This window comes from Streptomyces sp. NPDC046900, assembly GCF_040644975.1.
GTDB lineage: Bacteria > Actinomycetota > Actinomycetes > Streptomycetales > Streptomycetaceae > Streptomyces.
This window is the reverse complement of record NZ_JBEYXD010000018.1, coordinates 1-24796: the sequence shown is the minus strand read 5'-3', so window position 1 is coordinate 24796 and position 24796 is coordinate 1. Positions and strand designations below refer to the sequence as shown.

General features: G+C 71.2%; 19 protein-coding genes and 2 pseudogenes. 14 read left to right on the top strand and 7 right to left on the bottom strand.

The features are described from left to right. Positions 1–295 precede the first annotated feature (295 nt). Positions 296–1972 carry an NAD-dependent malic enzyme gene (locus tag ABZ904_RS19845; RefSeq protein WP_360995916.1) on the top strand — a complete coding sequence of 559 codons (1677 nt, stop codon included), beginning with the start codon at positions 296–298 and terminating at the stop codon, positions 1970–1972. Beyond that, the gene (gene fumC, locus ABZ904_RS19840; protein ID WP_361824744.1) at positions 1969–3450 is read left to right on the top strand and encodes a class II fumarate hydratase; all 1482 of its coding nucleotides are present in this window, start codon (positions 1969–1971) and stop codon (positions 3448–3450) included. The genes ABZ904_RS19845 and fumC overlap by 4 nt, the downstream gene beginning before the upstream one ends. A gap of 179 nt (positions 3451–3629) precedes the next feature. Here fumC and ABZ904_RS19835 read toward each other — a convergent pair whose 3' ends face one another. Then, the gene (locus tag ABZ904_RS19835; RefSeq protein WP_361824741.1) at positions 3630–4016 is read right to left on the bottom strand and encodes a hypothetical protein; all 387 of its coding nucleotides are present in this window, start codon (positions 4014–4016) and stop codon (positions 3630–3632) included. 77 nt (positions 4017–4093) lie between these two features. Beyond that, complete coding sequence (locus ABZ904_RS19830) at positions 4094–5047, bottom strand: LysR family transcriptional regulator (RefSeq protein WP_361824738.1); 954 nt, start codon at positions 5045–5047, stop codon at positions 4094–4096. 139 nt (positions 5048–5186) lie between these two features. Here ABZ904_RS19830 and ABZ904_RS19825 point away from each other — a divergent pair, with 139 nt between their 5' ends. Together ABZ904_RS19825 and ABZ904_RS19820 are read left to right on the top strand one after the other, a co-directional pair. Further along, the gene (locus ABZ904_RS19825) at positions 5187–6281 is read left to right on the top strand and encodes a DMT family transporter (RefSeq protein WP_361824735.1); all 1095 of its coding nucleotides are present in this window, start codon (positions 5187–5189) and stop codon (positions 6279–6281) included. A gap of 113 nt (positions 6282–6394) precedes the next feature. Then, positions 6395–6921: pseudogene (locus tag ABZ904_RS19820) on the top strand (class II fructose-bisphosphate aldolase); the annotation flags it as partial. A 37-nt stretch (positions 6922–6958) separates the two neighbouring features. Here ABZ904_RS19820 and ABZ904_RS19815 read toward each other — a convergent pair. Then, positions 6959–8062 carry a Gfo/Idh/MocA family oxidoreductase gene (locus ABZ904_RS19815; RefSeq protein WP_361824732.1) on the bottom strand — a complete coding sequence of 368 codons (1104 nt, stop codon included), beginning with the start codon at positions 8060–8062 and terminating at the stop codon, positions 6959–6961. A gap of 81 nt (positions 8063–8143) precedes the next feature. After that, positions 8144–10780 carry an amino acid permease gene (locus ABZ904_RS19810; RefSeq protein ID WP_360995933.1) on the bottom strand — a complete coding sequence of 879 codons (2637 nt, stop codon included), beginning with the start codon at positions 10778–10780 and terminating at the stop codon, positions 8144–8146. Positions 10781–11218: 438 nt separating this feature from the next. Here ABZ904_RS19810 and ABZ904_RS19805 point away from each other — a divergent pair, with 438 nt between their 5' ends. From ABZ904_RS19805 to ABZ904_RS19790, 4 genes are all read left to right on the top strand, one after another. Further along, positions 11219–11515: a hypothetical protein gene (locus ABZ904_RS19805; protein ID WP_359392092.1), complete on the top strand. Its 297-nt coding sequence runs from the start codon at positions 11219–11221 to the stop codon at positions 11513–11515. Between the two features lie 49 nt (positions 11516–11564). Then, positions 11565–11999 (top strand): archease, encoded by a 435-nt coding sequence (locus ABZ904_RS19800; RefSeq protein ID WP_359392091.1) that lies wholly within the window; start codon positions 11565–11567, stop codon positions 11997–11999. Positions 12000–12335: 336 nt separating this feature from the next. Then, positions 12336–12767: a DUF2267 domain-containing protein gene (locus tag ABZ904_RS19795; RefSeq protein ID WP_361824728.1), complete on the top strand. Its 432-nt coding sequence runs from the start codon at positions 12336–12338 to the stop codon at positions 12765–12767. A gap of 73 nt (positions 12768–12840) precedes the next feature. Continuing rightward, complete coding sequence (locus tag ABZ904_RS19790) at positions 12841–14265, top strand: RtcB family protein (protein ID WP_361824725.1); 1425 nt, start codon at positions 12841–12843, stop codon at positions 14263–14265. Positions 14266–14321: 56 nt separating this feature from the next. On the opposite strand, the gene ABZ904_RS19785 is transcribed toward ABZ904_RS19790, so the two are convergent. After that, positions 14322–15443, bottom strand: coding sequence for a pyridoxal-phosphate dependent enzyme (locus tag ABZ904_RS19785; protein WP_359392088.1), 1122 nt, complete (start codon positions 15441–15443; stop codon positions 14322–14324). A gap of 208 nt (positions 15444–15651) precedes the next feature. Between ABZ904_RS19785 and ABZ904_RS19780 the strand changes: the two genes are divergently transcribed. From ABZ904_RS19780 to ABZ904_RS19755, 6 genes are all read left to right on the top strand, one after another. Further along, positions 15652–16839 (top strand): DUF4190 domain-containing protein, encoded by a 1188-nt coding sequence (locus ABZ904_RS19780; protein WP_359392087.1) that lies wholly within the window; start codon positions 15652–15654, stop codon positions 16837–16839. Positions 16840–16986: 147 nt separating this feature from the next. Continuing rightward, entirely contained in the window at positions 16987–17739 is a 753-nt protein-coding gene (locus tag ABZ904_RS19775; protein ID WP_359392086.1) for a GntR family transcriptional regulator, read from the top strand. A gap of 376 nt (positions 17740–18115) precedes the next feature. Beyond that, entirely contained in the window at positions 18116–18298 is a 183-nt protein-coding gene (locus ABZ904_RS19770) for an SPOR domain-containing protein (RefSeq protein WP_359392085.1), read from the top strand. A 53-nt stretch (positions 18299–18351) separates the two neighbouring features. Continuing rightward, entirely contained in the window at positions 18352–18750 is a 399-nt protein-coding gene (locus tag ABZ904_RS19765) for a (deoxy)nucleoside triphosphate pyrophosphohydrolase (RefSeq protein ID WP_359392084.1), read from the top strand. Positions 18751–19062: 312 nt separating this feature from the next. Then, positions 19063–19491 (top strand): ATP-binding protein, encoded by a 429-nt coding sequence (locus ABZ904_RS19760; protein WP_359392083.1) that lies wholly within the window; start codon positions 19063–19065, stop codon positions 19489–19491. 292 nt (positions 19492–19783) lie between these two features. Continuing rightward, on the top strand, positions 19784–22393 hold the full coding sequence (locus ABZ904_RS19755; protein WP_359392082.1) for a SpoIIE family protein phosphatase: 2610 nt from the start codon (positions 19784–19786) through the stop codon (positions 22391–22393). Positions 22394–22616: 223 nt separating this feature from the next. On the opposite strand, the gene ABZ904_RS19750 is transcribed toward ABZ904_RS19755, so the two are convergent. Together ABZ904_RS19750 and ABZ904_RS19745 are read right to left on the bottom strand one after the other, a co-directional pair. After that, the gene (locus ABZ904_RS19750) at positions 22617–23468 is read right to left on the bottom strand and encodes an immunity 49 family protein (RefSeq protein ID WP_361824719.1); all 852 of its coding nucleotides are present in this window, start codon (positions 23466–23468) and stop codon (positions 22617–22619) included. Positions 23469–23479: 11 nt separating this feature from the next. After that, positions 23480–24796: pseudogene (locus tag ABZ904_RS19745) on the bottom strand (hypothetical protein); the annotation flags it as partial.

Below are 24796 nucleotides of genomic sequence, written 5' to 3'. Positions count from 1 at the left end.
CCCACGGGGATACCGGCCCCACACCTTCATATTCCGCCGGGCTCAGGGCCGTCCGTAGAGGCCTCCACGGGTTCCGGTCAAGGCCGGCTCCGCGCCTGGCCGGCGTGTCGTTCGGGCTCCGGCTCCACGAGGACCGCCGACCTGTGCGGCGATGTCCGGAGCCGCACATCTGCTCGGCAGGCACCGGAGGGGTGCATCCCGTCACCTTCCTCCGTGCCCGGCGGCCGTGGCACGGAGCGTGGCCGCGACGTCACCCGGTCACGCCGACACGGCATTCGCACAGAGGGAGATTGTCATGACCGAGAGCCATGCGCGGACCCCGGCCGCCCCCGCCGCCCTGCTGGACCCGCTACGGAACCGTGGCGTGGCCTTCACGCAGGAGGAGCGGGAGACCCTCGGCCTGACCGGTCGTCTGCCCTCCGCGGTGCTGACCCTGGAACGGCAGGCCGAACGTGCCTACCGGCAGATGGAGGCCCAGGGGAGCGACCTGGCCAAGAACGTCTACCTGGAGCAGCTGCACGACCGTAACGAGACCCTGTACTTCAGGGTCCTCACCGACCATCTGACGGAGCTCCTGCCGGTCGTCTACGACCCCACCGTGGGTGAGGCGATCGAGAAGTACTCCTATGAATACCGGCGCCCGCGCGGCATCTTCCTGTCCATCGACCGGCCGGACGAGATCGAGAAGTCCTTCGCCACGCTCCAGCTCGGGCCCGAGGACGTCCAGCTGATCGTGTGCACGGACGCCGAGCAGATCCTGGGCATCGGCGACTGGGGTGTGGGCGGTATCCAGATCTCGGTCGGCAAGCTGGCGGTCTACACCGCGGCCGCCGGCATCGACCCGCGCCGCGTGGTGCCCGTGTCGCTGGACGTGGGCACGGACCGCAAGGCGCTGCTGGAGGACCCGCTGTATCTGGGCAACAGGCACTCCCGGGTGCGCGGCGCGGACTACGACGCGTTCATCGAGAGGTACCTGGAAACGGCCTCGTCCATGTTCCCGGACGCGCTGCTGCACTTCGAGGACTTCGGTCCCAGCAACGCGCGGCGGATCCTGGAGCAGTACGGCGACCGCTACCGGATCTTCAACGACGACCTGCAGGGCACCGGAGCCATCACGCTGGCCGCGGCACTGTCGGCCATCAAGGTGAGCGGTGTGCCGATGCGGGACCAGAAACTGGTCGTCTTCGGCGCCGGGACCGCCGGGGTGGGCATCGCCGACCAGTTGCACAGCGCGATGGTCCGCAGCGGTGCGGATCCGAAGCAGTCCGCCGCCCGGATATGGCTGATCGACAAACAGGGGCTGCTCATCCGGGACATGGACGACCTGCGCGACTTCCAGCAGCCCTACGCGCGCGATCCGGCCGAGGTCGCGGACTGGGAGCGGGACGGCAGCGGGGCGATCACGCTGCTGGAGACGGTACGCCGGGCCAAGCCGACGATCCTGCTGGGCACGTCCACCGTGCATGGGGCGTTCACCCGCGAGGTCATCGAGGCCATGGTCGCGGGTACCGAGCGGCCGATCGTCTTCCCCATCTCCAACCCCACCTCCCGGATCGAGGCGATGCCCGCCGATGTCATCGCCTGGTCGAAGGGCAAGGCGCTCGTCGCCACCGGCATCCCCGTCCCACCCGTGCGGCACGACGGCGTGACCTACCAGATCGCGCAGGCCAACAACGCACTCCTGTACCCCGGTCTGGGCCTGGGCACGATCGTCTCCGGCGCCTCACAGGTCACCCCGGGCATGCTGCGCGCGGCCGCACAGGCGGTCGCGGACCAGGTCGACCCGTCGGGGCCGGGCGCCTCCCTGCTGCCGCCGGTCGAGAAGCTCCGCGAGTCCTCGGCGATCACCGCGATCGCGGTGGTCAAGGCCGCGCTCGACGACGGCGTGGCCACCTGCAAGCCGATCGACATCGGCGAGGCCGTCCGGGAGGCCATGTGGCAGCCGGTCTACACCGACGGAGCGGCGTCATGACCACCCGGCATCACAGCGGGGACCGGAGCGGGCCGGCCGGCCAGGACCAGGCCCCGAGGATCCTCGACATCCCTGTCGGCCTGCACGCGGTGGGCACGCGCAGGGAGACCGACTCCATGGGCGCCATCGACGTCCCCGCCGACCGGTACTGGGGCGCCCAGACGCAGCGGTCCCTGATCCACTTCTCCATCGGGGACGACCGGATGCCCAAAGCGGTCTACCACGCCTACGGCTACGTCAAGAAGGCCGCCGCTCTCGTCAACGGGCGCGCGGGACGACTGCCGGGCTGGAAGTCCGGCCTGATCCAGCAGGTGGCCGACGAAGTCATCGCGGGCGAGCTGGACGACCACTTCCCGCTGTACGTGTGGCAGACGGGGTCCGGGACCCAGTCCAACATGAACACCAACGAGGTGATCAGCAACCGCGCCGTCCAGCTGGTCGGCGGAGAACTGGGCAGCAAGACGCCCGTCCACCCCAACGACCACGTCAACATGGGGCAGTCCTCCAACGACACCTTCCCGACCGCCATGCACATCGCCGCGGTCAAGGAGATCCATGAGCACCTGCTGCCCAGCGTGAAGGCGCTGCAGCAGGCCATCGAGGCGAAGGCACGGCAGTGGCACGACGTGGTCAAGATCGGCCGCACCCACCTGGAGGACGCGGTCCCGCTGACCGTGGGCCAGGAATGGTCGGGCTACGCCCATCAGCTGCAGCAGGCCGTCGGCCGGGTCACCCGGTCCTCCGAGGGCCTGTACGAGCTCGCGATGGGCGGCACGGCGGTCGGCACCGGGCTCAACGCGCCACCGGGATTCGGCGAACAGGTCGCCGCCGAGATCGCCACCGCGACCGGCTATCCGTTCACCACCGCGCAGAACAAGTTCGCCGCGCAGGGCGGCCTGGACGCCATGGTCGGCGCCTCGGCCGGTCTGCGCGCCCTGGCCGTGCCGCTGATGAAGATCGCCAACGACATCCGCTGGCTGGCCTCAGGACCCCGCTGCGGCCTCGACGAACTCATCCTGCCGGCCAACGAGCCCGGCTCGTCGATCATGCCGGGCAAGGTCAACCCGACGCAGTGCGAGGCCATGGTCATGGTCTGCATCCAGGTGCTGTCCGAGGACACCGCCATCGCGTTCGCCGGCTCCCAGGGCAACTTCGAGCTCAACGCCATGCGCCCGGTCATCATCAACAACTTCCTGCACGCGGCGACCATCCTCGCCGATGCCGCCACCAAGATGCGCGAGTACTGCATCGAGGGCATCGAGCTCAACCGGGACCAGATCGACAGCTACGTCGACCGGTCCCTCATGCTGGTCACCGCCCTCTCACCGGTCATCGGCTACGACAAGGCGTCCGCGATCGCCCACCGGGCCGACGACGAGGACACGACTCTGCGCGAGGCCGCACTGGCGTCGGGCTACATCAGCGCCGATGACTTCGACCGCATCGTCGAACCGGCCGCCATGGTCGGTCAGACCTAGGGCGACTCGGGGGCCGGTCGGCCGCTCGCGAGACGCGCTCCGCTTGTTGCCACGGTGGACAACTCGCGTGCGGCGCCGCGTCGTTCGTCAGCCGCCGCACGGCTTGTTGGTAGGCGTGGATGCTGCCCACCGCCTGGTCCCAGCGCTTCACAGCCGGTTCGGTGAGGCAGCAGGGGAGGTCATCCGTCCTGTGTCTCCCCGTGGGAGGGGGCGAGGGCGCGCACCAGGCGTTCGGCCGTCTCCCGCAGTTCCTCCGCGTTCTGAGGGCGCACCAGGTCCGAACTGATTTCCACCGTCGAGCCGTCCGGCCGGGTGATCTTCACAGCCATCCGGCCCGTCCACCGCTTCAGCCACGTCACGGCGACCGTCGGGAACACCGTGAAGGCCCCGCCGTTCCCGAGGGCGACCGCCAGGGCGTCCATCCCGCTGCCCAGCGTGCCCTTCTCGGGTGCCCCGGCCGCCAGCCGGACCCGTCCCCGCAGTGGTTCCTCGGCCACCAGCCACTCGCGCAGCGAACGCAGCTCGTCCGCGGCGTGCTCGCCCGCAATGTCCACCCGTAAGTCCACGCGGACATGGTGGCAACGGTCGTGCTGCGCGGGCAGGGAGCCGTCCGTTCCTCCGCACAACCGCCGCGACGGCACCCTCAGCCGTTCTCCTCCCGCAGAATCTCCGCGCATTCCGTCGCCGCCTGCTGAAGGAGCTTGCCGAGGTGGCGGATGTCGGGGCGCCGGGACGTGCCGCTCCGGCTGACCGTGTAGACGGTGCGGGTCACCGGGTGCAGAAGGGGGTGCAGGCTGATCGGTCCCGGTATCGCGTCCGGGAGGGTCAGCCGGGGCAGGAGGGCGGCTCCCGCCCCGGCGGCGACCAGCGCCGTCAGTACGGAGAAGTCGCTGCTGCGGGACCGGACGGCCGGAACGAATCCGGCGGCACCGCAGGCACGCTGGATCATCTCGTAACAGGACGTCTCCGGGCCCGGCGTGAGCCAGGGACTGCCGGAAAGGCGCCCCAGGTCCACGGTCTCGCCCGGACCGATTCCCAGGCGGGTGGCGTGATCGGGGTGGAGCGCGAGGAGGACGGGTTCCTCGAGGAGCTTGGTCTGCTCGCATCCGGGGGGTACGTCCCGCGGCAGGACCGTGTACGCGTGGACGACGGCCAGATCGACGTCCCGGCGGCGCAACGACTCCAAGGCCGCGTCGGGCTCCTGCTCGACGAGTTCCAGCATCAACGAGACCTCGGCCTCTTCGCCCGCGCCGAGGACGCGATTCCACACCGGAGCGATCAAGGTCCGGGCGGCGGAGGCGAAGGCGGCGATGCGGACGATGCCGCGGCCGCCGCCCCGGATGGCCTCCAGATCGGACTCGGCGGACGCCAGATCACTGAGCACGATCTCGGCGTGGGACACCAGCAGCTCACCGACAGGGGTCAGACGCAGGGTGCGCCCGTGCTTCTCCACGACGGGCAGCCCCACTTCCCGTTCCAGCGTGGCGAGTTGCTGGGAGACGGCGGGGGCCGTCAGATGCAGCGCCTGCGCCGCCGCCGCGACCGTGCCGTAGGTGGCCAGGTACTGCAGGATCTGGAGCCGCCTCACGTCGAGCATGAAGACTTCCTTACGCATCGTCCCTGGATCGTCAAGCCTAGTTGTCCGCTGGTCGCACCCATTGATTCAGTGAACCTTTATCTTTGATGCATAACAACTAACTGGACCTTTTGCTTTGCCCCGGCGCACCGTAAGAGATGTGAACGCACGCACAGGCTCCCGCAGCTTCCTCGCCCTTGCAGGCGTCGTGGTGCTCTGGGCCTCGGCATTTCCGGCCATCCGCGTCGGGGTCGACGGCCTGGGTGTGGCGGCGCTGTCCTTTCTGCGGCTGGCGGTCGGCGCCGTCGCCCTGGCCGTGGTCGCACCGTTCCTCGGGGTGCGGCTCCCCCGGCCCCGCGACCTGCCGTTGATCGCGCTCGCCGGCGCGACCGGCATGACCGCCTATCAGGTCCTGCTCAACTGGGGTGAGGTGCATGTCGCGGCGGGCACCGCGAGCATGCTGATCGCCATTGCCCCCGTCTTCAGTGTTCTGCTCGGCAGGGCGTTCCTGTCCGAGCCGCTGACGCGCCATGTCATGGCAGGCAGTACCGTCGCCGTCGGCGGCTCCGTGATCGTCGCGCTCGCTGGCGGATCCACGGGGTTCTCCACCGGTGCGCTCGTAGTGCTCGCGGCCGCTGTCGTGCAGGGTGTCTACCACTTCGTCTCCAAGCCCCTCCTGCGCCACTACAGCGGCCTGGAGGTCGCGACGTACGCGATGGTGGCGGGGACCGTTCTCGCGCTGCCGTTGCTCCCGGCGACTGTGCGCGCCGTATCCGGTGCCCCGCAGGGGTCGCTGGTGTCGGTGGCGTATCTCGGTCTGCTGCCCTCCGCCGTGGGGTTCGTCCTCTGGGGCCATGCCGTGGCCCGGCTGCCGCTCGCCGTCTCCACGGCCGCCCTGTACCTGGTGCCGCCGGTCGCCCTCGTCGTCTCGTTCGTGTGGCTGTCCGAGGTTCCACGACTGCTCGAGGCGGTGGGCGGACTCGTGATCATCGGCGGTGTGGTGCTGATCAACCGCCGTTCTTCGGCGGCCACTCGTGAAGGGCGCGTCCGGGTCACCGCGGAGCACCGGGCGGATTCCGCCACGCGGCCCGCCGCCCCGCTGCCCCGGCCCCTCGGTTCCAGCCCCTCGGTCGCGCAGCCGGTCCCGGTCACCGGCACCACCCAGGGTTCGACGGGTCCGGCCGGCCACCTCACCCACGATGTCGCGGCGCCCGTCCCGCTCCGTACACCTCGCTCCACGACGGCCTGCGACTGAGCGCAGGTGCCACCCGCCCAAGGAAAGCGATCACGAGAGGGAGACGAACAGGGCGATCGCGGTGGTCGGGCAGAGCCTGACCGGGCTGAGGTGAGCCCGCGGGCCGGAGCCCCGGGGCACAGCCGTACGCCGAGAATGTCGAAGCGACCCGCGCCGCGGCGCAGTTGGCGCACGGCGCGGGGCTGTGGCTGGAGGCCGAACTCGGCTGTGTGGGCGGCAAACCCGGCGCCCCCGCGAGCGCCCACGCGGCCGGGGAGCGCACCGACCCGGGGGAAGCGGCGCGCTATGTCGCGGAGACCGGTGTGGACGCCCTGGCCGTCGCCGTCGGGAGCAGCCACGCGATGACCGAGCGCTCGGCGTCGCTGGACCACGCACTGATCGAGCGACTCCGGGAGGCCGTGCCCGTACCGTTGGTGCTGCACGGCTCGTCGGGCGTCGGCGACGACGAACTGCGGCGCGCCGTCCGGGCCGGCATCGCGAAGGTCAACCTAGGCACCGCACTCGGCATCGCCTTCACCCGAGCGATCCGCGACGCGCTCGCGGCCCAGCCCGATCTGACCGACCCCGCCCGTATCTGGCCCGCGGCCGGGAGGCGATCGCGGAGGCGGTAGGGCTTCTGCTCGCGGTGGTGAGCGGCTGAGACGGGATCACGGGGGGCGTGACGGGGACCGGCGGGATCAGTGGTCCGCCCACGCCTCCACCGCGGTCGTCACCGGTGTCCCCGTACGCGCCGACTCCTCGACCGCCAGCGCCAGCAGATGGTCCTGACAGCCGTCGGCCAGCGGATACGGTTCCGGCCCTGCGCCCCGCACCCATGCGCCGGTACGGCACAGCAGGTCCACCACGGCGAGGTCGTCCTCGGACAGGCTCGCCCCGACGTGGTCGTTGCGCCACACCACCCGTCCGTCGAAGGAGATGTGGTGCACCTCCGCCCCCTCCAGATTGAGGTCGGTTCCGGTGCGGCGCCGCACCAACGGGGACTCCAGGGGCGTACGCGGATCGGCCATCCGCACCACGGTGTCGTCCACGATCTCGCCGAGCGAGCCGCGCACCACCATCCGGCGGGCGCGCAGCGGGTTCCACCACTGGTTGTCCGTGAAGTCGTACAGGGCCGTACGGGCCCCGCCGAAGTCCAGGAGGGCGAGGGTGGTGACGGCGTCCTTGGGGGTGAGGTCGTCGGACCAGCCGCCGGGGGACAGCGGGTCGGCGAGCGGGGCGGTGAAGGCGCGGGCCGTCACCGTCGCGGGCCCGAAGCCGACGCCCAGCGTGTGCCGGATCAGCGACATCGCGTGATACATGTGCGTCGAGGACACCTGCACCGAGGTGGCCTCGCCGATCACGCCCTCCCGGACGAGCGCGATCCGAGCGGCGTGGCCGGGCATCAGCGTGTACTGCTCCGCGACCTGGACGAGTCCGCCGCCGTCGGCGCGCGTCGCGCCGCCCACGGCGGCCCACAGCTCCCGCAGCCCGCGCACATCGGGGGCCGGCGGTGTCTCCGCGAGAACCGGGATCCCGCGGTCGACGAGGTCCCGTACGGCCTGGGGCGTGACCTCCCAGGGCACCGAGACGATCACGAACTCCGGAGCGGTGCCGCACAGTTCGTCGACGGTCAGGAAGGCGGGCACCCCCCACTCCTCCCGCACCTGGGCGGCGCGTGCCGCCGAGCGCGTCACCACGCCGGCCACCGTCAGCCGCCCGGGCAGAGCCCTCGCCAGCCGGGCGAAGAACCCGGCCCGCCAGCCACTGCCCACGATGCCGAAACGTACGGGTGCTGCGTCCACGTCTGCGCTCCTCCCGCATCCGGGCCGCGAGTCTAGCCGGGCGGCCCGGCGCGGGGTCCCGTAGGTCGTGCCGCGTTCCTCCTACGCGGAGTCCCCGGGCGGCATGGCCTGTTCGGCCCAGATGGTCTTGCCGGTGGGGGTGTAGCGCGTCCCCCAGTGCGCGGTCATCTGGGCGATGATGAACAGGCCCCGGCCTCCTTCGTCGTCGCTCGCGGCGTGGCGCAGGTTGGGGGTGGTGTGGCCGGTGTCGGAGACCTCGCAGATCAGGTTACGGTCGCGGATCAGCCGTACCTGGATGGGGCCGCCGACGTAGCGGATGGCGTTGGTGACGAGTTCGCTGACGATGAGTTCGGTGGTGAAGACCAGGTCGTCGAGGCCCCAGTCGCTGAGTTGCTTGCTGACGCTGGTGCGCAGGGAGGCGACCGCCGCGGGGTCCGCGGCGGTTTCCCACTGGGCCAGCCTGTCGCGGTCGAGCATGCGTGTGCGGGCCAGGAGCAGCGTGGCGTCCTCGTCCACCGGCCCGGGCAGCAGGGTCGCCACCGCCTGGTCGCACAGGTTCTTCAGGGGCCGGGTGTGGTCGGCGAGGACCTGGGCGAGCCGGGCGAGCCCCTCGTCACGGCTTTCGTTCACCTGCAGAAGGCCGCCCGTGAAGAAGGCCAGGAGACTGCCCGGCGGGAGCTGCACCTCGGTGCTCTCGTAGGGCGGACCGACCACGCCCAGCGGCGGTCCGGGCGGCAACTGCGGATAGTCGACGACGCGCGCGTGCGGGGCGACGACGGCCAGCAGCGCCTCTCCCGCCCGCGCCAGACTGCACTGGCCCGAGACGGGGTCGTAGATCGCGTACACGCATCTCACTCCGAGGGCCTCGTCCGCGTGCGCTCTCGAGTGGCCGGAGGCGTGGCCCGCCTCTCCCTCGTGCTGGGTCTGCTCGACCAGGTCGTCCAGACGGGACAGGAGCTCGTCCGGAGCCAGGTCCAGCCGGGCCAGGACCCGTACGCCCGTGCGCAGGCGGCCCATGGTGGCGGCGGCGCGCAGTCCGTGGCCGAGCACGTCCCCGACGACCAGGCCGACCCGGGTACCCGACAGCGGGATGACGTCGAACCAGTCCCCGCCCACCCCGGACCCGCTGTCGGCCGGGAGGTAGCGGCTCGCGGACTCGAGCCCGGTCAGCGGTGGCAGCCTGCGGGGAAGCAGGCTCCGCTGGAGTTTGAGGGCCGCGGTGTGCCCACGGGTGATCACCAGCATGAGCACGAAGCCGATCAGCAGGGAGCCCAGACCCACGATCATCACGCCGCTCGTCGGCCCGATCAGCGGCAGGTCGACGATGGTCGCGCCGTACCGGGGGACCGCGTAGACGTCGAAGGTGCCGTAGAGGAACAGGGAGAGCATCCCGAGCCCGCCGAGTCCCGGCAGCACGCCCTTGAACACCAGGTCCTTGTTGCTGCGGGTGAGGACCTTGCGGTGGTACCAGACGCAGGCGAAGCCGGTCAGCCCGTAGTAGAACGTGACCGCGAGGCCGACCGAGTTGACCGACGTGAACAGGATGTTCCGGCTGAACACGCTCAGCAGGATCAGCACGACGATCGAGAGCGCCCCCATGCCGATGGTCGACCAGGTCGGGGTGAGGAACCTGCGGTGGACCCGGGCGAACTGGGCGGGTACGGCCTTGTGCACCGCCATGGAGAAGACGGTCCGGGCCAGGGGCAGGATGGTGGTCTGCGTGGAGGCCAACGCGGAGGTCAGCACCATCAGGATCAGCAGCCTGGACAGGAACAGCCCCGTGGCGCCGCTGCCGAAGACGGCGCTGCCCAGGACGGAGAGCACATCGCCGACGTTGCCGGGGTTGCCCAGCCCGATGCCCGAACCCTTCACACCGGCGAAGGCCTGCGCCGAGGTGGCCACCAGTCCGTAGGTGACCAGGAGAAACACGGTCGACAGGACCGCGGCGCGCCCCGGGATGCGCGTGCTGTCGGCCGTTTCCTCGTTGACCGACACGGCGGTGTCCCAGCCCCAGTAGATGAAGACCGCGGTGAGGACCCCGGAGGCCAGCGCCCCGACGGAGGGGATCTCGAAGGGGTTGAACCAGGAAGCGGACACATGCGTCGCCGTCGCGGGCGGGTCGGTGTAGACCCTGACCAGTGCCGTGACGGCCAGCAGGAAGAGCACCGCGACCTCGGTGCACAGCAGCCAGCGCTGTACGGCGGCCGAGAGTTCGATGCCGATGTAGCAGATCGTGGTCATCACGGTGATCCAGCCGATGCCGGCCACGGTGGTCCACATCCGGTTCGCGGCAAGACCGTCGAAGCCCAGCAGCCGGAAGCTGTAGATACCGGCGATCTCGGCGACGTTCGTCAGGACGAGGATGTCGGCGACGATGATGCCCCAGCCGCCCATCCAGCCGGTGCGCGGTCCGAAGGCACGGGTCGCCCAGGTGAAGGTGGTCCCGCAGTCGGCGTTGCTCGCGTTGAGCTCCCGGTAGGCGTACGCGATCAGCAGCATCGGGATGAAGGCCAGCATGGTGACGATCGGGGCCTGCAGTCCGACCGCGACCACGATGAGACCCAGTGTGGCGGCGAGGCTGTAGGCCGGGGCGGTGGAGGCCAGGCCGATGACGACCGAGGAGAACATCCCCAGGGCGCCGCTCTTGAGCCCCTTGCAGCCGGATCCCGAGCCCGGAGCGGGACGGCTGGGGGACACGGTACTGCCGAAGAGCCTCACGCCTGATTCCAACTCCGGCCCGCGCCCGTCCGCAACAGCACGGGAAGGCCGGGGAGCCGGCCGCCACCCGACTCCGCGGTGGGCGGCGAGCCCTGTGCGCGCGGACCGGGCGTGGCATCCCGGACTCCGGGCAAAGCGAAGGCAGCCCGTCCCTGTGCCCGCCCCAGCGCCCCGGGCCCGGCAGGTGCGACCATGCGTTCGGGCATGCGCGGTCCCTCCTACCGTGATGGCTGCCCGCGAACCGGGACGAGTCGGGTGTGCTGCGTTGTCACCCACCCTGCGCCTTGCACCGGAAATCCACAACAAGTGTGCCTTTGTCCCGGTTCGGGGGATCGCGCCCGCTGTCGTTCCGGGCGCGGCGGGCGGACCATACCCAGTAGCAGGCAATGCGGCGCCGCCGGAACGAGCGCCCGCGTTCATGGGGAAAGGGTGATGGTCATGCTCTGGGCATCATGGACGACGACGGGGGTGTTCGCCGGACGGGGAGGCGCCCGTACCGACGAGGCAGGGATCATGACCGGCGACCTGACCGTGCACACCACCTGGGACGGCAGCCAGGTCGATGTGGCGGTGCAGTACAGCGGTGGCTCGCAGTGGTTCACCCTCGCCGGAAGTCCGGTGCCCTGCCTTTCCGAGGAGGACAGCCGGCATCTGCACCAGGAGGTGGTGGAGGCCGTGCGGGCCGGCGGTGGCGCCACCGTTCCGCAGGAGCACAGTCAGGAGCGGCGGCCCTGAGCGCCGAAGGCCGCCGGGCCGGCTCCGGTGTGGCCGCGGCAGGTGTGTGATGCCGCGGGAGGGTCCCCCGGGGCGCGCCGGTCACCGCAGTGTTCCGCATACCGCGGATCTGCGGGTCGAGGCCTGGGGCCCCACCCGTGAGGAGTGCCTGGCGCAGGCGGTCCGCGGTATGTGCGAGTCGTTCCTCGACCTGGCGGGAGCCGTGGCTCTTCGTACCCGGGACGTGGTGGTGCGGGCCGGCACCGACGAGGACCTGCTCGTGGCCCTGCTGGAAGAGGTCGTGTACCGGCTCGACACCGACGGCGAGATCCCGCTGGACGTGGAACTGACCCCGCACGGCGACGGCCTGCGCGCCGGCCTGCGCATGGCCGACGCCGAGTCGCTCCCGGGGACGGGCGCGGTCCCGAAGGCCGTCACGCTGCACGAGCTGGACATCGCGGGTGGGCCGCGGGGCTGGAGGTGTTCGGTGACGCTCGACGTCTGAGCGGCCTGGGTCCCGGACCGGACCATGTCCCCTCCACCGGCCCGGAATCCCGCGCGAGCCCGCCCCGACCTGCCCGGGCCCGCCCGGTCCCGTGGCGCGGCTGCCGACCGGTTTCCCCCGCCATACCATGGACGTCAGAGGACAGGGACGAAGAGAAGCAGCCGCGCGCGGCGCCTCCGCTCCCGCGGCACGGCCCGCCGGCCGTCACCGGCAGGCGCTCCGCCTGCCCGTCGACTTCTCCTCACCTGGTCGTCGCGGTGTCGCACACCGCCCGCGCCAAGGCGCTCCATTCCATGAAGCACAGGGACGCCACCGGCAGACCGGAAGGGAAGATTCATGTCCGTCACCCACCCACCCGACTTCGAGCGCACGATCCATACGGCGAACATCTGGCTCAAATCGGTGTGCGAGGCGCTGGGGACCGAGGACCGCCACCTCGCCCACCGGGTGCTGCGCACCTGGATGCACACACTCCGGGACCGGCTCACCGTGGATGTGGCCGCCCACTTCGCCGCCCAGCTCCCCGAGTTGATGCGAGGGGCCTACTACGACGGCTGGGACCCCAGCATCGTGCCGATCAAGTACGACCGCGAGGGCTATCTGAACCGCTTCTCGCACGAGGCCAAGGTCAGCGCCGAGGAAGTCCCCCGGATCACCGCCGCGGTCACCGTGGCCGTACGCGACCACGTATCACCGGGAACCCTGGAGTCGGCGCTGGAGCAGATGCCGCACGACATCCGGGGTCTCCTCCTTCAGCCGGCCTCCTGACGGCGCCGGGGCCGGGGCGCGGCCAGGCGTTGCCCGGTGCCGGGGCGGCCCCTTCTTCGGACGGTGATCCGGAATGGACATCACGCTGGTGCCCGAGGGCCCGTTCCGGTTCCGCATGGACCGGTGCGACCCGATGCGGGTGCCCGGAGTGGTCTTCGCGACGCGGGAGCTGCTGCCGCAGGCCGCCGGGGACAAGGCGCTAGAGCAGGTGGCGAACGTGGCCACGCTGCCCGGCATCGTGCGGGCCTCGTTCGCCATGCCCGATGTGCACTGGGGGTACGGCTTCCCGATCGGCGGCGTGGCCGCCACGGACATCGACGCCGGCGGGGTCGTCTCGCCCGGCGGTGTGGGATTCGACATCTCCTGCGGTGTCCGGCTGCTCGCCGCCGACATCGACCGTGAGCCCCTGGCGCCGAGGATGCGCAGCCTGATGGACATCCTCGGCGACACGGTGCCGCGCGGCACGGGGCGCGGCGGGCTGTGGAAGCTGTCTGGCCGGGCGCAGATGGAGAAGCTCCTGGTCGCCGGCGCCGGATACGCGGTCGAACAGGGCCACGGGGTGCCGCGCGACCTGGACCGCTGCGAGGACCGAGGAGCGCTGACCGGAGCCGATCCGTCGCAGGTGGGGCAGCGGGCCGTGGACCGCGGACTCCAGCAGGTGGGGAGTCTGGGCTCGGGCAACCACTTCCTGGAGGTCCAGGCGGTGGACCGGGTGTACGACGCCCCGACCGCGGACGCCTTCGGGCTGCACGACGGCCAGGTCTGCGTCATGATCCACTGCGGCTCGCGCGGTCTCGGCCACCAGGTGTGCAGCGACCACGTCCGCGTCATGGACCAGTCCCTGCGCGCGTTCGGCCTCAGTCTCCCGGACCGGCAGCTGGCCTGCGCACCCGTCGTCTCGGCACCGGGCCGCGCCTATCTGGGGGCGATGGCGGCCGCAGCCAACTACGGCAGGGCCAACCGGCAGTTGCTGACCCAGGCCGCGCGCCGGGCCTTCGCCACCGCCGCGCAGGCGGGGCTCGACCTCGTCTACGACGTCTCCCACAACACCGCCAAGCTCGAGACCCACGACGTGGACGGTGTACCCCGCCGGCTGTGCGTCCACCGCAAGGGCGCCACCCTCGCCCTTCCGCCGGGCCACCCCGATCTGCCCGAGGACCTCGCCGCCTTCGGACACCCCGTGCTCGTTCCCGGCACGATGGGCACAGCGTCCTACGTCCTGGTCGGCACCCCCGACAACGACGCGTTCGCGTCCGCCGCCCACGGCGCCGGGCGGGTGTGGAGCCGCCACCAGGCGCTGCGCCGGGTCCGCGGCGAGGAGCTGCGCGACGAACTGGAGGCACAGGGCGTCTCCGTCCGGCCGTCCTCGTGGCGCGGGCTCGCCGAAGAGGCCCCCGGCGCGTACAAGGACGTCGACGCGGTCGTCCGTGCCGCGGAAGGGGCGGGCCTGGCGCGGCGGGTCGCCCGCCTGGTGCCGCTCGGTGTCGTCAAGGGATAGCGCCCGCTCTCCGGGTCAGCGTACGCAGGCCCGGCTCCCCGGAAGCCGGCCGCTCCTCAGGCGGGGGGCGGTCCGCCGACCGCCAGCCCCGTCTTCAGGCCGGCCCCGCACAGCGGTACCGCCGCACTGCGGTCACCCAGCACCCCCTCCCGCACCGCCGCCCAGCACACCACCCCTGTCGACTCCACATAGAGCCCCCGGGTGGCAAGGTCCGCCTGGGCGTGCCGGATCTGATCCTCGGTCACGGTGAGGAACCGCCCACCCGAGTCGCGGACCGCGCGCAGGATCTGCCGGGCCCGCGGCGGCCGGGGGATCGCGATGCCCTCGGCGGACGTGGGAGCCGTGGGTGTGGCGTCCGTCAGGTCGTCGGCACCCTCCTCCCACGCGTGCGCCAGCGGCGCGACCGCGGCCGCCTGTACGGCGTACAGCGCAGGACGGCGCCCGATCAGGCCCGCCCCGTACAGCTCGGCGACGGCCAGGGCCGCGCCCAGCAGCAGGGTGCCGTTGCCGACGGGCAGGACGAGTACGTCCGGGAGCCGTCCGCCGAGGTCCTCCCACAGTTCGTGGACGTAGGTCTTGGTGCCGTGCAGGAAGTACGGATTGAAGACGTGCGACGCGTAGAACGTCTCCGGTTCGTCCGCCGCCTCGCGTGCCGCCTGCGCCGCGGCCTCCCGGTCGCCGTCGACCACATGCACCCGCGCCCCGTGCGCCCCGATCTGCTCCAGCTTCTTGGGTGAGGTGGCCGCGGGGACGTACACCGTGCAGGGCAGTGCGGCCCGGGCACAGTACGCGGCGATCGACGTGCCCGCGTTGCCGCTGCTGTCCGCGACCACCCGCCCCGGCCGCAGCCGCAGGGCCAGCTCGGCCAGCAGCACCGCGCCCCGGTCCTTGAAGGACAGCGTCGGCATGAGGAAGTCGAGCTTGGCGGAGACCCCGTCCGTCAGCTCCACCAGCGGAGTACGGCCCTCTCCCAGGCTGATCGAGGGGGTGGACAGCGGCAGCGTCTCCGCGTACCGCCACAGTGAGTTCACCCGTCCGCCGAGGGACTTGAGCGGAGCGGGGGTCGGCGCGAAGTCCAGATCGAGCGGACCGTGACAGACGGGGCAGCACCAGGCGAGCGACTCTGCGGCGACGCGCGTGCCGTCCACTGGGCAGTAACGGTCCGGCAAAGGTGTCATACCTGCAGGGTAGGTGCCCTTCCGGTCGGCATCCGCCGTGACCCGTGCATGACGCCCGTGTGGCGCTGCGCCCGCAAGCCCTCAGCCCCCGGGTGCCGCACGACCGCGCTCGTGCGGCGCACACCATGCGTTCCGCCGCCGCCTCCTCCGCCCCTACGATGCGCGTCGTACATCAGTTCTGCGCACTCCGGACGAGGAGCACGGTCCCGTGTCCATACCCCCGCCCCGCGAGCCCCAGCAGCCCGGGAGCCCCTACCCGCAGGGTCCCCATCAGCAGCCGTACGGGGGCGGGTTCCCGTACCAGCCCTGGGGGCAGGGCTACAGCCCGTACAACCGTCCGGCGCCGATCAACGCGCTCGCGGTCACGGCGCTCGTGCTCGGCATCCTGTGCTGCCTGCCCGGCGTCGGGCTGCTTCTCGGGCTGATCGCGCTGTCGCAGATCAAGCGGCGCGGTGAGCGCGGCCGGGGGCTCGCGATCGGCGGCATCGTGATGTCCTCGATCGGGCTCGTCCTCGTCGTCCTCGCCTTCGCGACGGGCGGGGTGCACGACTTCTGGGACGGCTTCAAGGACGGGGCGCGCAACGCGCCCGGCAACGGTGTGACCTTCTCCGTGAAGAAGGGCGAGTGCTTCGACGCGCCGGGCGGTTCCCTGGAGGGCGAGGCCTACGACGTCGACAAGGTGCCCTGCTCCGGTGAGCACCAGGCCGAGGTCTTCGCGAACTTCATGCTGCCGGACGGTGGTTATCCCGGCGACTCCGCGGTCGGCAGGAAGGCCGACTCCCGGTGCTACGCGCTCCAGGACACGTACGCCATGGACGTCTGGGCGATCCCGGACGACGTCGACGTGTACTACTTCACGCCCACCCGTGAGAGCTGGGCCTTCGGCGACCGCGAGGTCACCTGCATGTTCGGCAACACCGACGAGCACGCCACCCTCACCGGCAGCCTGCGCCGCGACGCCACCACCCTCACCGGCGACCAGATGGCCTATCTGCGTGCCGACCGCGTCCTGTACGCGGCTCTGGACACCGCTCCCGACGCCGAGTACGTCGAGGACGACCTGCCCGGCCACAAGCAGTGGGCGGGCCGGGTGGCCGCGGCGCTGTCCGACCAGACCGGTCAGCTGCGCGCCCGCACCTGGCAGGACGGTGCGGGGCGGCCCGTCGCCGGCCAGGCCGACGCCCTGGATCGGGCCCGTGAGGAATGGCGGAAGGCCGCGGCGGCGTCCGACGCCGACACCTTCTACGTCCACTACGACCGGGGCAGCGCACTGATCGAGGGCCGTGCGGCAGTGACCGCCCGCAAGGCTCTGGGCCTCGCCGTGACGCCGCCGTCGCACGATGCGGACGGTGGCGGCAGCGGGGGCGGAGGCACGGACAGCGGAAAGCAGGTGTGACGGCGGCCAGAGCGGGGAGAAAATGCCTGCGTAGCGCCCTCGGCCGAGCCGGGTAATCACATCGGGTGATTCTCTGGCCCGCGCTTGCATAGAACAACCCTCGGTTGCCAGGCTGTTGCTGTCTGTACAAACTGATGGGAGCGGCCAGTGACTTTCGGTGAGCAGCCGGCGTATCTGCGTGTTGCGGGTGATCTCCGCAAGAAGATCGTCGATGGTCTGCTCCCACCCCACACCCGCCTGCCCTCACAGGCCCGGATCCGCGAGGAGTACGGGGTCTCGGACACGGTCGCCCTCGAGGCGCGCAAGGTCCTGATGGCCGAGGGCCTGGTGGAGGGCCGTTCCGGTTCGGGCACCTATGTCAGGGAGCGGCCGGTGCCGCGCCGCGTGGCCCGGTCCGGGTACCGGCCGCAGAGCGGTGCCACCCCGTTCCGCCAGGAGCAGGCGGAGGCCTCCGCGCGCGGCACCTGGGAGTCGCGCAGCGAGCAGACGGACGCGAGCGGCGCCATCGCGGAGCGGCTCGCCATTGCGCCGGGCGACCGCGTGATGTGCACGAAGTACGTGTTCCGGGACGCGGGTGACGCGATGATGCTCTCCACCTCGTGGGAGCCGCTCACCCTGACCGGCCGCACCCCCGTCATGCTCCCCGAGGAAGGACCGCTCGGTGGCATGGGCGTCGTCGAGCGCATGGCGGCCATCGACGTGATCGTGGACAACGTCATCGAGGAGGTCGGCGCCCGCCCCGGCCTCGCGGAGGAGCTGCTCGCCCTGGGCGGAGTCCCCGGGCACGTCGTGGTGGTCATCCAGCGCACCTACTACGCGTCGGGCCGCCCGGTGGAGACGGCGGACGTGGTGGTGCCGGCGGACCGCTACCGGGTGGCGTACCACCTGCCGGTGAAGTAGCGGGACGGGCGCCCGCCCGCTCTCCCTCTGGACCCCTGCCCGCCGCGGCGCATCCGCCGGGCCCTCAGCTTCCCCTTCCCTGCCCCGAGTCGGTCCGCGCTGCCCCTCAACGGGCGTGACCTCGGCAGCGGTTGCAATCCGGCTTTTCTCCCGGCGCCTTACCTGGCGCCCGCACGCCGTTTCGGGCGTACCGGGGGCGTGCTGGGCGGCGCATTCAACGGCGCGCGCCCCATCCGACATGGCTGGTTGCATACCTCTTTGTGAAAAGCCGTGTTCGCTGCGTAAAGGTAAGGCGTAGGCTCGGGCATATGCGCAGTGCGGTTTCCTTGGTGGGCGGGGCACGGCGAGAGCCGGGGACGGGAAGTGAAGGGGTGCGATGAACGACGGCACGGTCACTCTCCCCTGGCTCGTCATACGGCAGGACGACAACGGCAACCGCTACCGCGTGGGCAGGTACGCGACCCGGGCCGAGGCGCAGAAGATCGTGGACAGCCTCGACGCCCGCGGGCACAAGCAGCTCTACTGGGTCGAGCGCATCGGGCAGAAGGGGGGCAAGTGAGGGCGCCGGCCGCAGATGTGTGATCGGTCGCGCGCTCCCGTAGGCTCCGGCGCATGACGCAACCCCTCGTGGTGGTGGGAGCCGCCCTGGTCGACGGCGGCCGCCTCCTCGCCGCCCGCCGCAGCGCGCCCGCCGAGCTCGCCGGACGCTGGGAGCTGCCCGGCGGCAAGGTCGAGCCCGGAGAGACCCCCGAGCAGGCCTTGATCCGCGAACTGCGCGAGGAACTGGGCGTCACGGCGGAGCCCGTCGAGCACGTACCGGGGGAGTGGCCCCTGAAGCCGGGATACGTCCTGCGGGTCTGGACCGCCCGCCTTCTGACCGGTGCGCCCGAGCCCCTGGAGGACCACGACGAGCTGCGCTGGCTGACGCCGGACGAGGTCTGGGACGTGGACTGGCTCGACCAGGACGTGGCGGCGGTCAAGGCGGTGCTGACCGTTTGGAAGCGGTACTGACTCCTTTGGGCTCGGCCGGGGCGCGGCGGCGGCCCGTCACCTGTGTATGGAGTCGGTAAAGCCTGTGGCGTTGCCGTGAGAGGGGTCCCGCGGCCGACAGGCCTGAATTCGCGCTTCCGGCCTGCCTGGGGGCGCGATCGGAGCCCTGGAGCGGCCGGATGCGGGGCAGCTATGGGCCTGGGTCTGGCGGGGCTTGTGGTGCTCCAGGGGCCGGCGCCCCATGCGCCGTTCGTGCCACAGCGCGCCCCGGTGCGCGGTAAGGCACTCGCGATATCGGGTATGTGCCAATTAACCCCCCGAAACCGGACAGGGATGGGAATTTGGGCCTGGGAAGTGGTCGGCGTGCTCGACACTCATGGCGAAAGCGCCGAGTGGACTTTTCCCGCTGACCCCGGTGCGGTACGGACCGCTCGCGCCGTAGTCCGGGGGCAGCTGCGCACCTGGGGGCTCGACGTGCTGGGGGACGTGACCGCGTTGCTGGTCAGCGAGCTGGTCACCAATGCGCTGCGGCACGCCAAGGGCCCCATCGGTGTGCGGCTGGCCCGTACCGACGAAGGCGACCCCGCTCTGCTCGTCGAGGTGTCCGACCCGCTGCCCGAGCCGCCCCGCAAGCGCGCCGCCGGCCATGAGGACGAGGACGGCCGCGGACTTCAGTTGGTCGCGCACTCCTCGCGCCGCTGGGGCACCCGGCCGGCCGACCCCGGCAAGACGGTCTGGTTCGAACTCGCGCTGCCCGGCTGACCTCGAGCCCTCGGTACCGTGCGGAGCCCGTGGCGGAGCCCCGAGAGAGGGGTGGCGGGCGCCCCGGGGCATGGACCGATGGAATCCGGCCACGGCAGAAGTCCGAAGTCTTTGATTCGAGGAGGCACCACCTGGTTAGAAGACTGGGAGTATTGCCGGGCCGGTCCAAAAACCATCGGGACCGGGCTGTGATCGTGAACACCGTGTTGTGCGGCACCGTAGTGCTGGATACTGCGGGCAGCCGCCCCCGGTGACCGGTGCCGGACGCGGTGAGCTGGAGGGGACGGTTCGCGTGAGCGAGATACCAGCGAGGGCCACGGAGTCCGACGACCCGTCGGGCGGCACCGGGGAGGGGGCCGCGGTCGATTCCGCTTTGGCCGCCGAGGGCCGCGACACGACGAGCGGGGCGATGTGGCAGAGCAGCCCGCCCGGCTCCATCTACGACTACATCAAGGTCGCCTCGTTCTCCATCGGCCCTGACGGGCTCGTCGAGCAGTGGAGCCTGCGGGCCGAGCACCTCTTCGGCATCCCCGCCGAGCGAGTCGTCGGCTTGGACCCCATCGAGGCGTTCATCAGCCCTCCGTTGCGCGAGCGCGGCCAGCGCAAGATGGCGGAGATCCTCGACGGCCGCGAGTGGACCGGGGTCGTCCCCTTCCGGATGCCCGGCGGGCAGGGGACCGAGGGGCTCGCCGAGGTCTATGTGATGCCCACCACGACGCAGGAAGGCGAGCGCGGCGCCGTCTGCATCATCGTCGACGTCCGCACCCTGCGCAGCATCGAGACGGACCTCGCCGCCTCGCAGGCGATTTTCGGTCAATCTCCTTTCGGTTTCCTGCTCATCGACTCCGACCTGCGGGTACGCCGCGCCAACGAGCGGTTCGCGTCCACGTTCGGCGGCACCCCGAACGACCACCGCGGTCACTCGGTCCACGACTATCTGCAGTCGCCCGAGGCCGAACGCGTCTTCGCGACGCTGCAGCGCGTCCTGGAGACCGGCGAGTCGATCACCGACATGCACATCACGGGCTTCGTCCCGGGCTCCGACGAACGCAAGCACTGGTCCGTCAACCTCTACCGCGTGCACAGCGGCAGCGGCCGTCCCATCGGCATCGCTTGGCTCGGGACCGACATCACCTCCCGCCGTGCCGCGGCCCGCGAGGCCGCCGCCGCCCGCCGCAACCTCGCCCTGCTGAACGAGGCGGGCGCCCGCATCGGCAACTCCCTCGACCTGGAGACCACCGCGCGCGAACTCCTCGACGTGGTCGTCCCCGGCTTCTGCGACCTCGCCACGGTCGACCTCTACCAGGGGCTCCTGGTCGGCGACGAGACCCCGCCGGGACTGGCCGACGGCAGTGCGGAGTTGCGCCGCGTGGCGTTCGCCAGCGCCGTCTCGGACGCGCCCTTCGTCGGCGGGCCCGAACCCGTGGACGTCGGCGCCGTGCACCACTACGCGTTCAACTCGCCCTGCGCGGACGCCCTGCGCACCGCCCGCCCCCGGCACATCCCCGCCGACGACGGCGGCCTGATCCAGTCCACGCTCGCCGTCCCGATGGTCGCCCACGACACCGTGGTCGGGCTCGCCCAGTTCTCCCGTACCAAGGGCAGCGAGCCGTTCGGCGAGCGCGACCGCGCCCTCGCCGTGGAGCTGGCCGCGCGCGCCGCGGTCTGCATCGACAACGCGCGCCTGTACCGCCGTGAGCACGAACGCGCGCTGATACTGCAGAGGTCGCTGCTGCCGCCGGGCGACCCGGAGGCCTCAGGTCTCGACATCGCGTGCCGCTATCTGCCGGGCAACGCGGCCACGGGGCGGCCGAGCGAGGTCGGCGGCGACTGGTTCGACGTCATCGAACTGCCCGGCCACCGTACGGCGCTGGTCGTCGGCGATGTCATGGGCAGGGGACTGCGCGCCGCCGTCGCCATGGGCGAACTCCGCACCGCCGTGAGGACCTTGGCGCAGCTGGACCTCGAACCGGCCGAGGTACTCGCCCAGCTGGACGAGATCGCGCGCGGCCTCGGCGCCCCCGGAGGCGTCCAGCAGGCCACCCGCGCGGCCCGCAGGCCCCGGGAGGCGGACCTGTCCGAGGTCTACCTCGCGACCTGTGTGTACGCGGTCTACGACTCGGTCACACGACGCTGCACCTTCGCCAACGCGGGCCATCTGCCGCCGGTGCTCGTCGAGCCGGGTGAGCCCGCGCTGATGCTGGACGTCCCGCCCGGGATGCCGCTGGGGGTGGGCGGCGAGCCGTTCGAGGAGGTGGAGGTCGAACTGCCGGAGGGGGCGCTCCTCGCGCTCTACACGGACGGCCTGGTCGAATCCCGCGACCATCCGCTGGACGAGGGGCTGCAGGCGTTCGTGGGTGCGCTCACCGACCCCACGCAGCCGCTGGAGGACGTCTGCGACCAGATCCTCAACACTCTGGACACCCATCACGGCGAGGACGACATCGCGTTGCTGATGGCACGTGTACAGGGGCTGCCGGCCGAGTCCGTCGGCGACTGGACGCTGCCGCGCGAGCCGCGCAGTGTGGGGCGGGCCCGGGAGTACGCACGCGGCCAGCTGCTCGCATGGGACCTTGAGCCGCTGGTGGACACGACCGAGCTGCTGGTCAGCGAGCTGGTCACGAACGCCCTGCGGTACGGCGAGGGCGAGATCAGACTGCGGCTGCTGCTCGACCGGACGCTGGTGTGCGAGGTGTGGGACTCGGGCCTGGTCCAGCCGCGCCGCCGCCGCGCCCGGGACACCGACGAGGGGGGCCGCGGGCTGCAGCTGGTCGGCCTGCTCTCCGCGGCCTGGGGCTCTCGCCGCACGCCGCGTGGCAAGACGGTGTGGTTCGAACTCCCGCTGCCCGACGGCGAGAACGGCCTCACGGACCCCGCGGAGGCGTTGCTGAGCCTGTTCTGAGCGGGTCTGTCGCGGCGCGCGGTACCGGTCCGGTCGTGGGAGGGCACCCTACCTCCCTCCGCGCCACCGTTGCGGTACGGGGCCTCGGCAACTGCCGCGGGGCGGGTGCCCTGGGAGCGATCGCGGAACAGGTACGTGGACCTGACCTCGACGGGCATGCCGACGTCGTACGCCGTGCAGTCGCTACGCGTCGGGCCGACGGACGAGAGGTGTCACGTATGCCTTACGTGGGGAACTCGCCGCACCAGTTGCGTCCGATGAGGACGGCGGGCAGGTACTCGGACTCGACCTCGATGGGGACGCCCGCGTCGTGGGCGAAGCAGACGATGGCGAGCGGCGCGAGCGCGACGAGACCCGAGGCCTGGAGGGCTCGGCTCTCCTCGCTCCAGTACTCCTTGTGCCACTGGAGGGCGTTGGCGAGGGCCCGGTTGAACCCCGCGTGGTCCTTGCGGATGAAACGGTGGAACATCTCCATCGGCGGGTACAGCAGCTTGCCCACCGTCTCCGGATCGGCGACGGCTTCCGGGTCGGTGCCGTCGATCGCGGCCACCAGCTTCGGGCCGAGGTCGGGACCGCCGAGCCAGTAGGTCTGGAGGGTGTCGATCCACGCGTAGTGGTAGTCCTGGAAGCGCGAACCGTTCTCCCGCAGCAGGGAGACGGGCACATTGCACAGAGCAGTGATCCGACCCCGTTCCCGGCACACCACGGCCAGATAGAAGGCCGTGAGCCAGGAGCCCGGGTTCACGTACCACTGCGGGCCGGTGGCTCGAAGGTTGCGGTCCTTGTGCGCGATACGGCACTGCACATGATCCTCGGTCGTGGTCGCGGCGGCGAACACGGCGGAGCCGACCTGCATCGCGTTGACCCAGGCATCCCAGGTGGGGTAGTTCGCCGCCCGCGGATCCACCAGGCAGCGCGACTGCGCCAGGGTGAGCGTGATGCGCTGGGCGTCACCCAGATCGGTGGAGTCCTCCTCCAGACCGTCGATCAGCTCCTGTGCGTTCTCCTGGAGCACTGCGAGGCCTTCTTCCGCGTTCCCCGTGGGCAGGGGGGGGCGGTTGATGATCGAGACCAACGCGCTTCTCCTTAGAAGATCTTGAAATGCTTGAGCTCGGCCCCAGCATAGTTACCGGTGTTCTCCGTCGCCTGGACGAGGACGTACTGCAGCGTCTTGTTCTTGATGGCCGTTCGTATTTCCTTGGCGTACTTGGCGTCGTTCGGTGAGAAGGCGGCTCGCTCGTCCATGTCGGCCAGGATCGTGCGGACGTATTCGATGGTTCCCTGTTTCACCATGGTGCCGCTGTCCTGTGCACCGTTGCCCTGGCGCCAGTCGAGTCGCGCGTTGGGGCCCTTCGCCTCGACGATGATGAGGTGGCCGTCCTTGTCACGCCAGAGCTGGTCGAACCTCTTCGAACCGTTGGGCGTCTCGGGAAGGTCGGTTACCTCGTGTGCCCCCTCGAACTCCTGCTGCAGGAGCATGTGGCGACGAGCGGACTCCTCGCCGAGGGCCTCGCCGAGCTTGCTGTTGTTGGACACGCCCTCGCCGACCGTATGGTCGAAGTGCTCCTGCGCCTGGGCAAGCGTATGCGCGGCCTCGTCGGTCGGGTTGGCGTGAAAGGCCTTCTCGGCATTGGACAGATCCATGCCCGCCGCTCGCTTGGCCGAGACGTCGTCGAGGTGATGGAGGTCGTGCGGAGCGACCGTGTCCCTGCCCCTCTCCAAGGGGTCGAGGTGAAACTTCTCAGGGTTCGCGTACGGCAGATCGTGGGCGGCCATCCACCCTCCGCCCGGCTTCTCGACGAGCCTGGGCAGGAGTTGGCCGTCGACCAGTTCTTCGGCGTTGTTGCGCTTGCCCGGCCCCCACTTGTCGTAGTGCTCGGCGCGCCAGGCCGGGTCCTCGTTCGCGAGCCGGACGTGCTCATGGGTGATGGCCGCCCGCTCGGCCGGAGTCCGCTCATCGGCGGGCTTCTCGCGGGCGGACTCGTACTCCGCTCGATGCGTCGCGTCGTCAGCTCCCGGGTGGGCGCCGTGCGTTGACGGAGGCTCGTGGGGGCCGCCACCCCACACTTCTGGGGTGTGACCCGGCAGGGTGTCGGTGCCGCCGCCCGGCAGGTCGTGTCCGGTGCCGCCGGCACCGTGCTCGTGGCCGTGCCCGCCCGGCAGGTGGTCGTCCGCGGTGGTGGGTATCGCGTTGTCCGGGGTGTGCGCGGGGGCGTGGGTGTCGAGGCTGTTGGTCGGCAGGTTGTCGGGTGCGTGACCGCCGGGGAGGTGGTCGCCCAGACCGTTTCCGGGGAGGTCGCCGCCCGCATGCACGGTCGGGACGTTCTCGCCGCCCGCGTGCACGGTGGGCATGTCGTCGCCGGCATGGACGGCGGCGTCGTCGCCGGCGCGGCCCACGTCGCC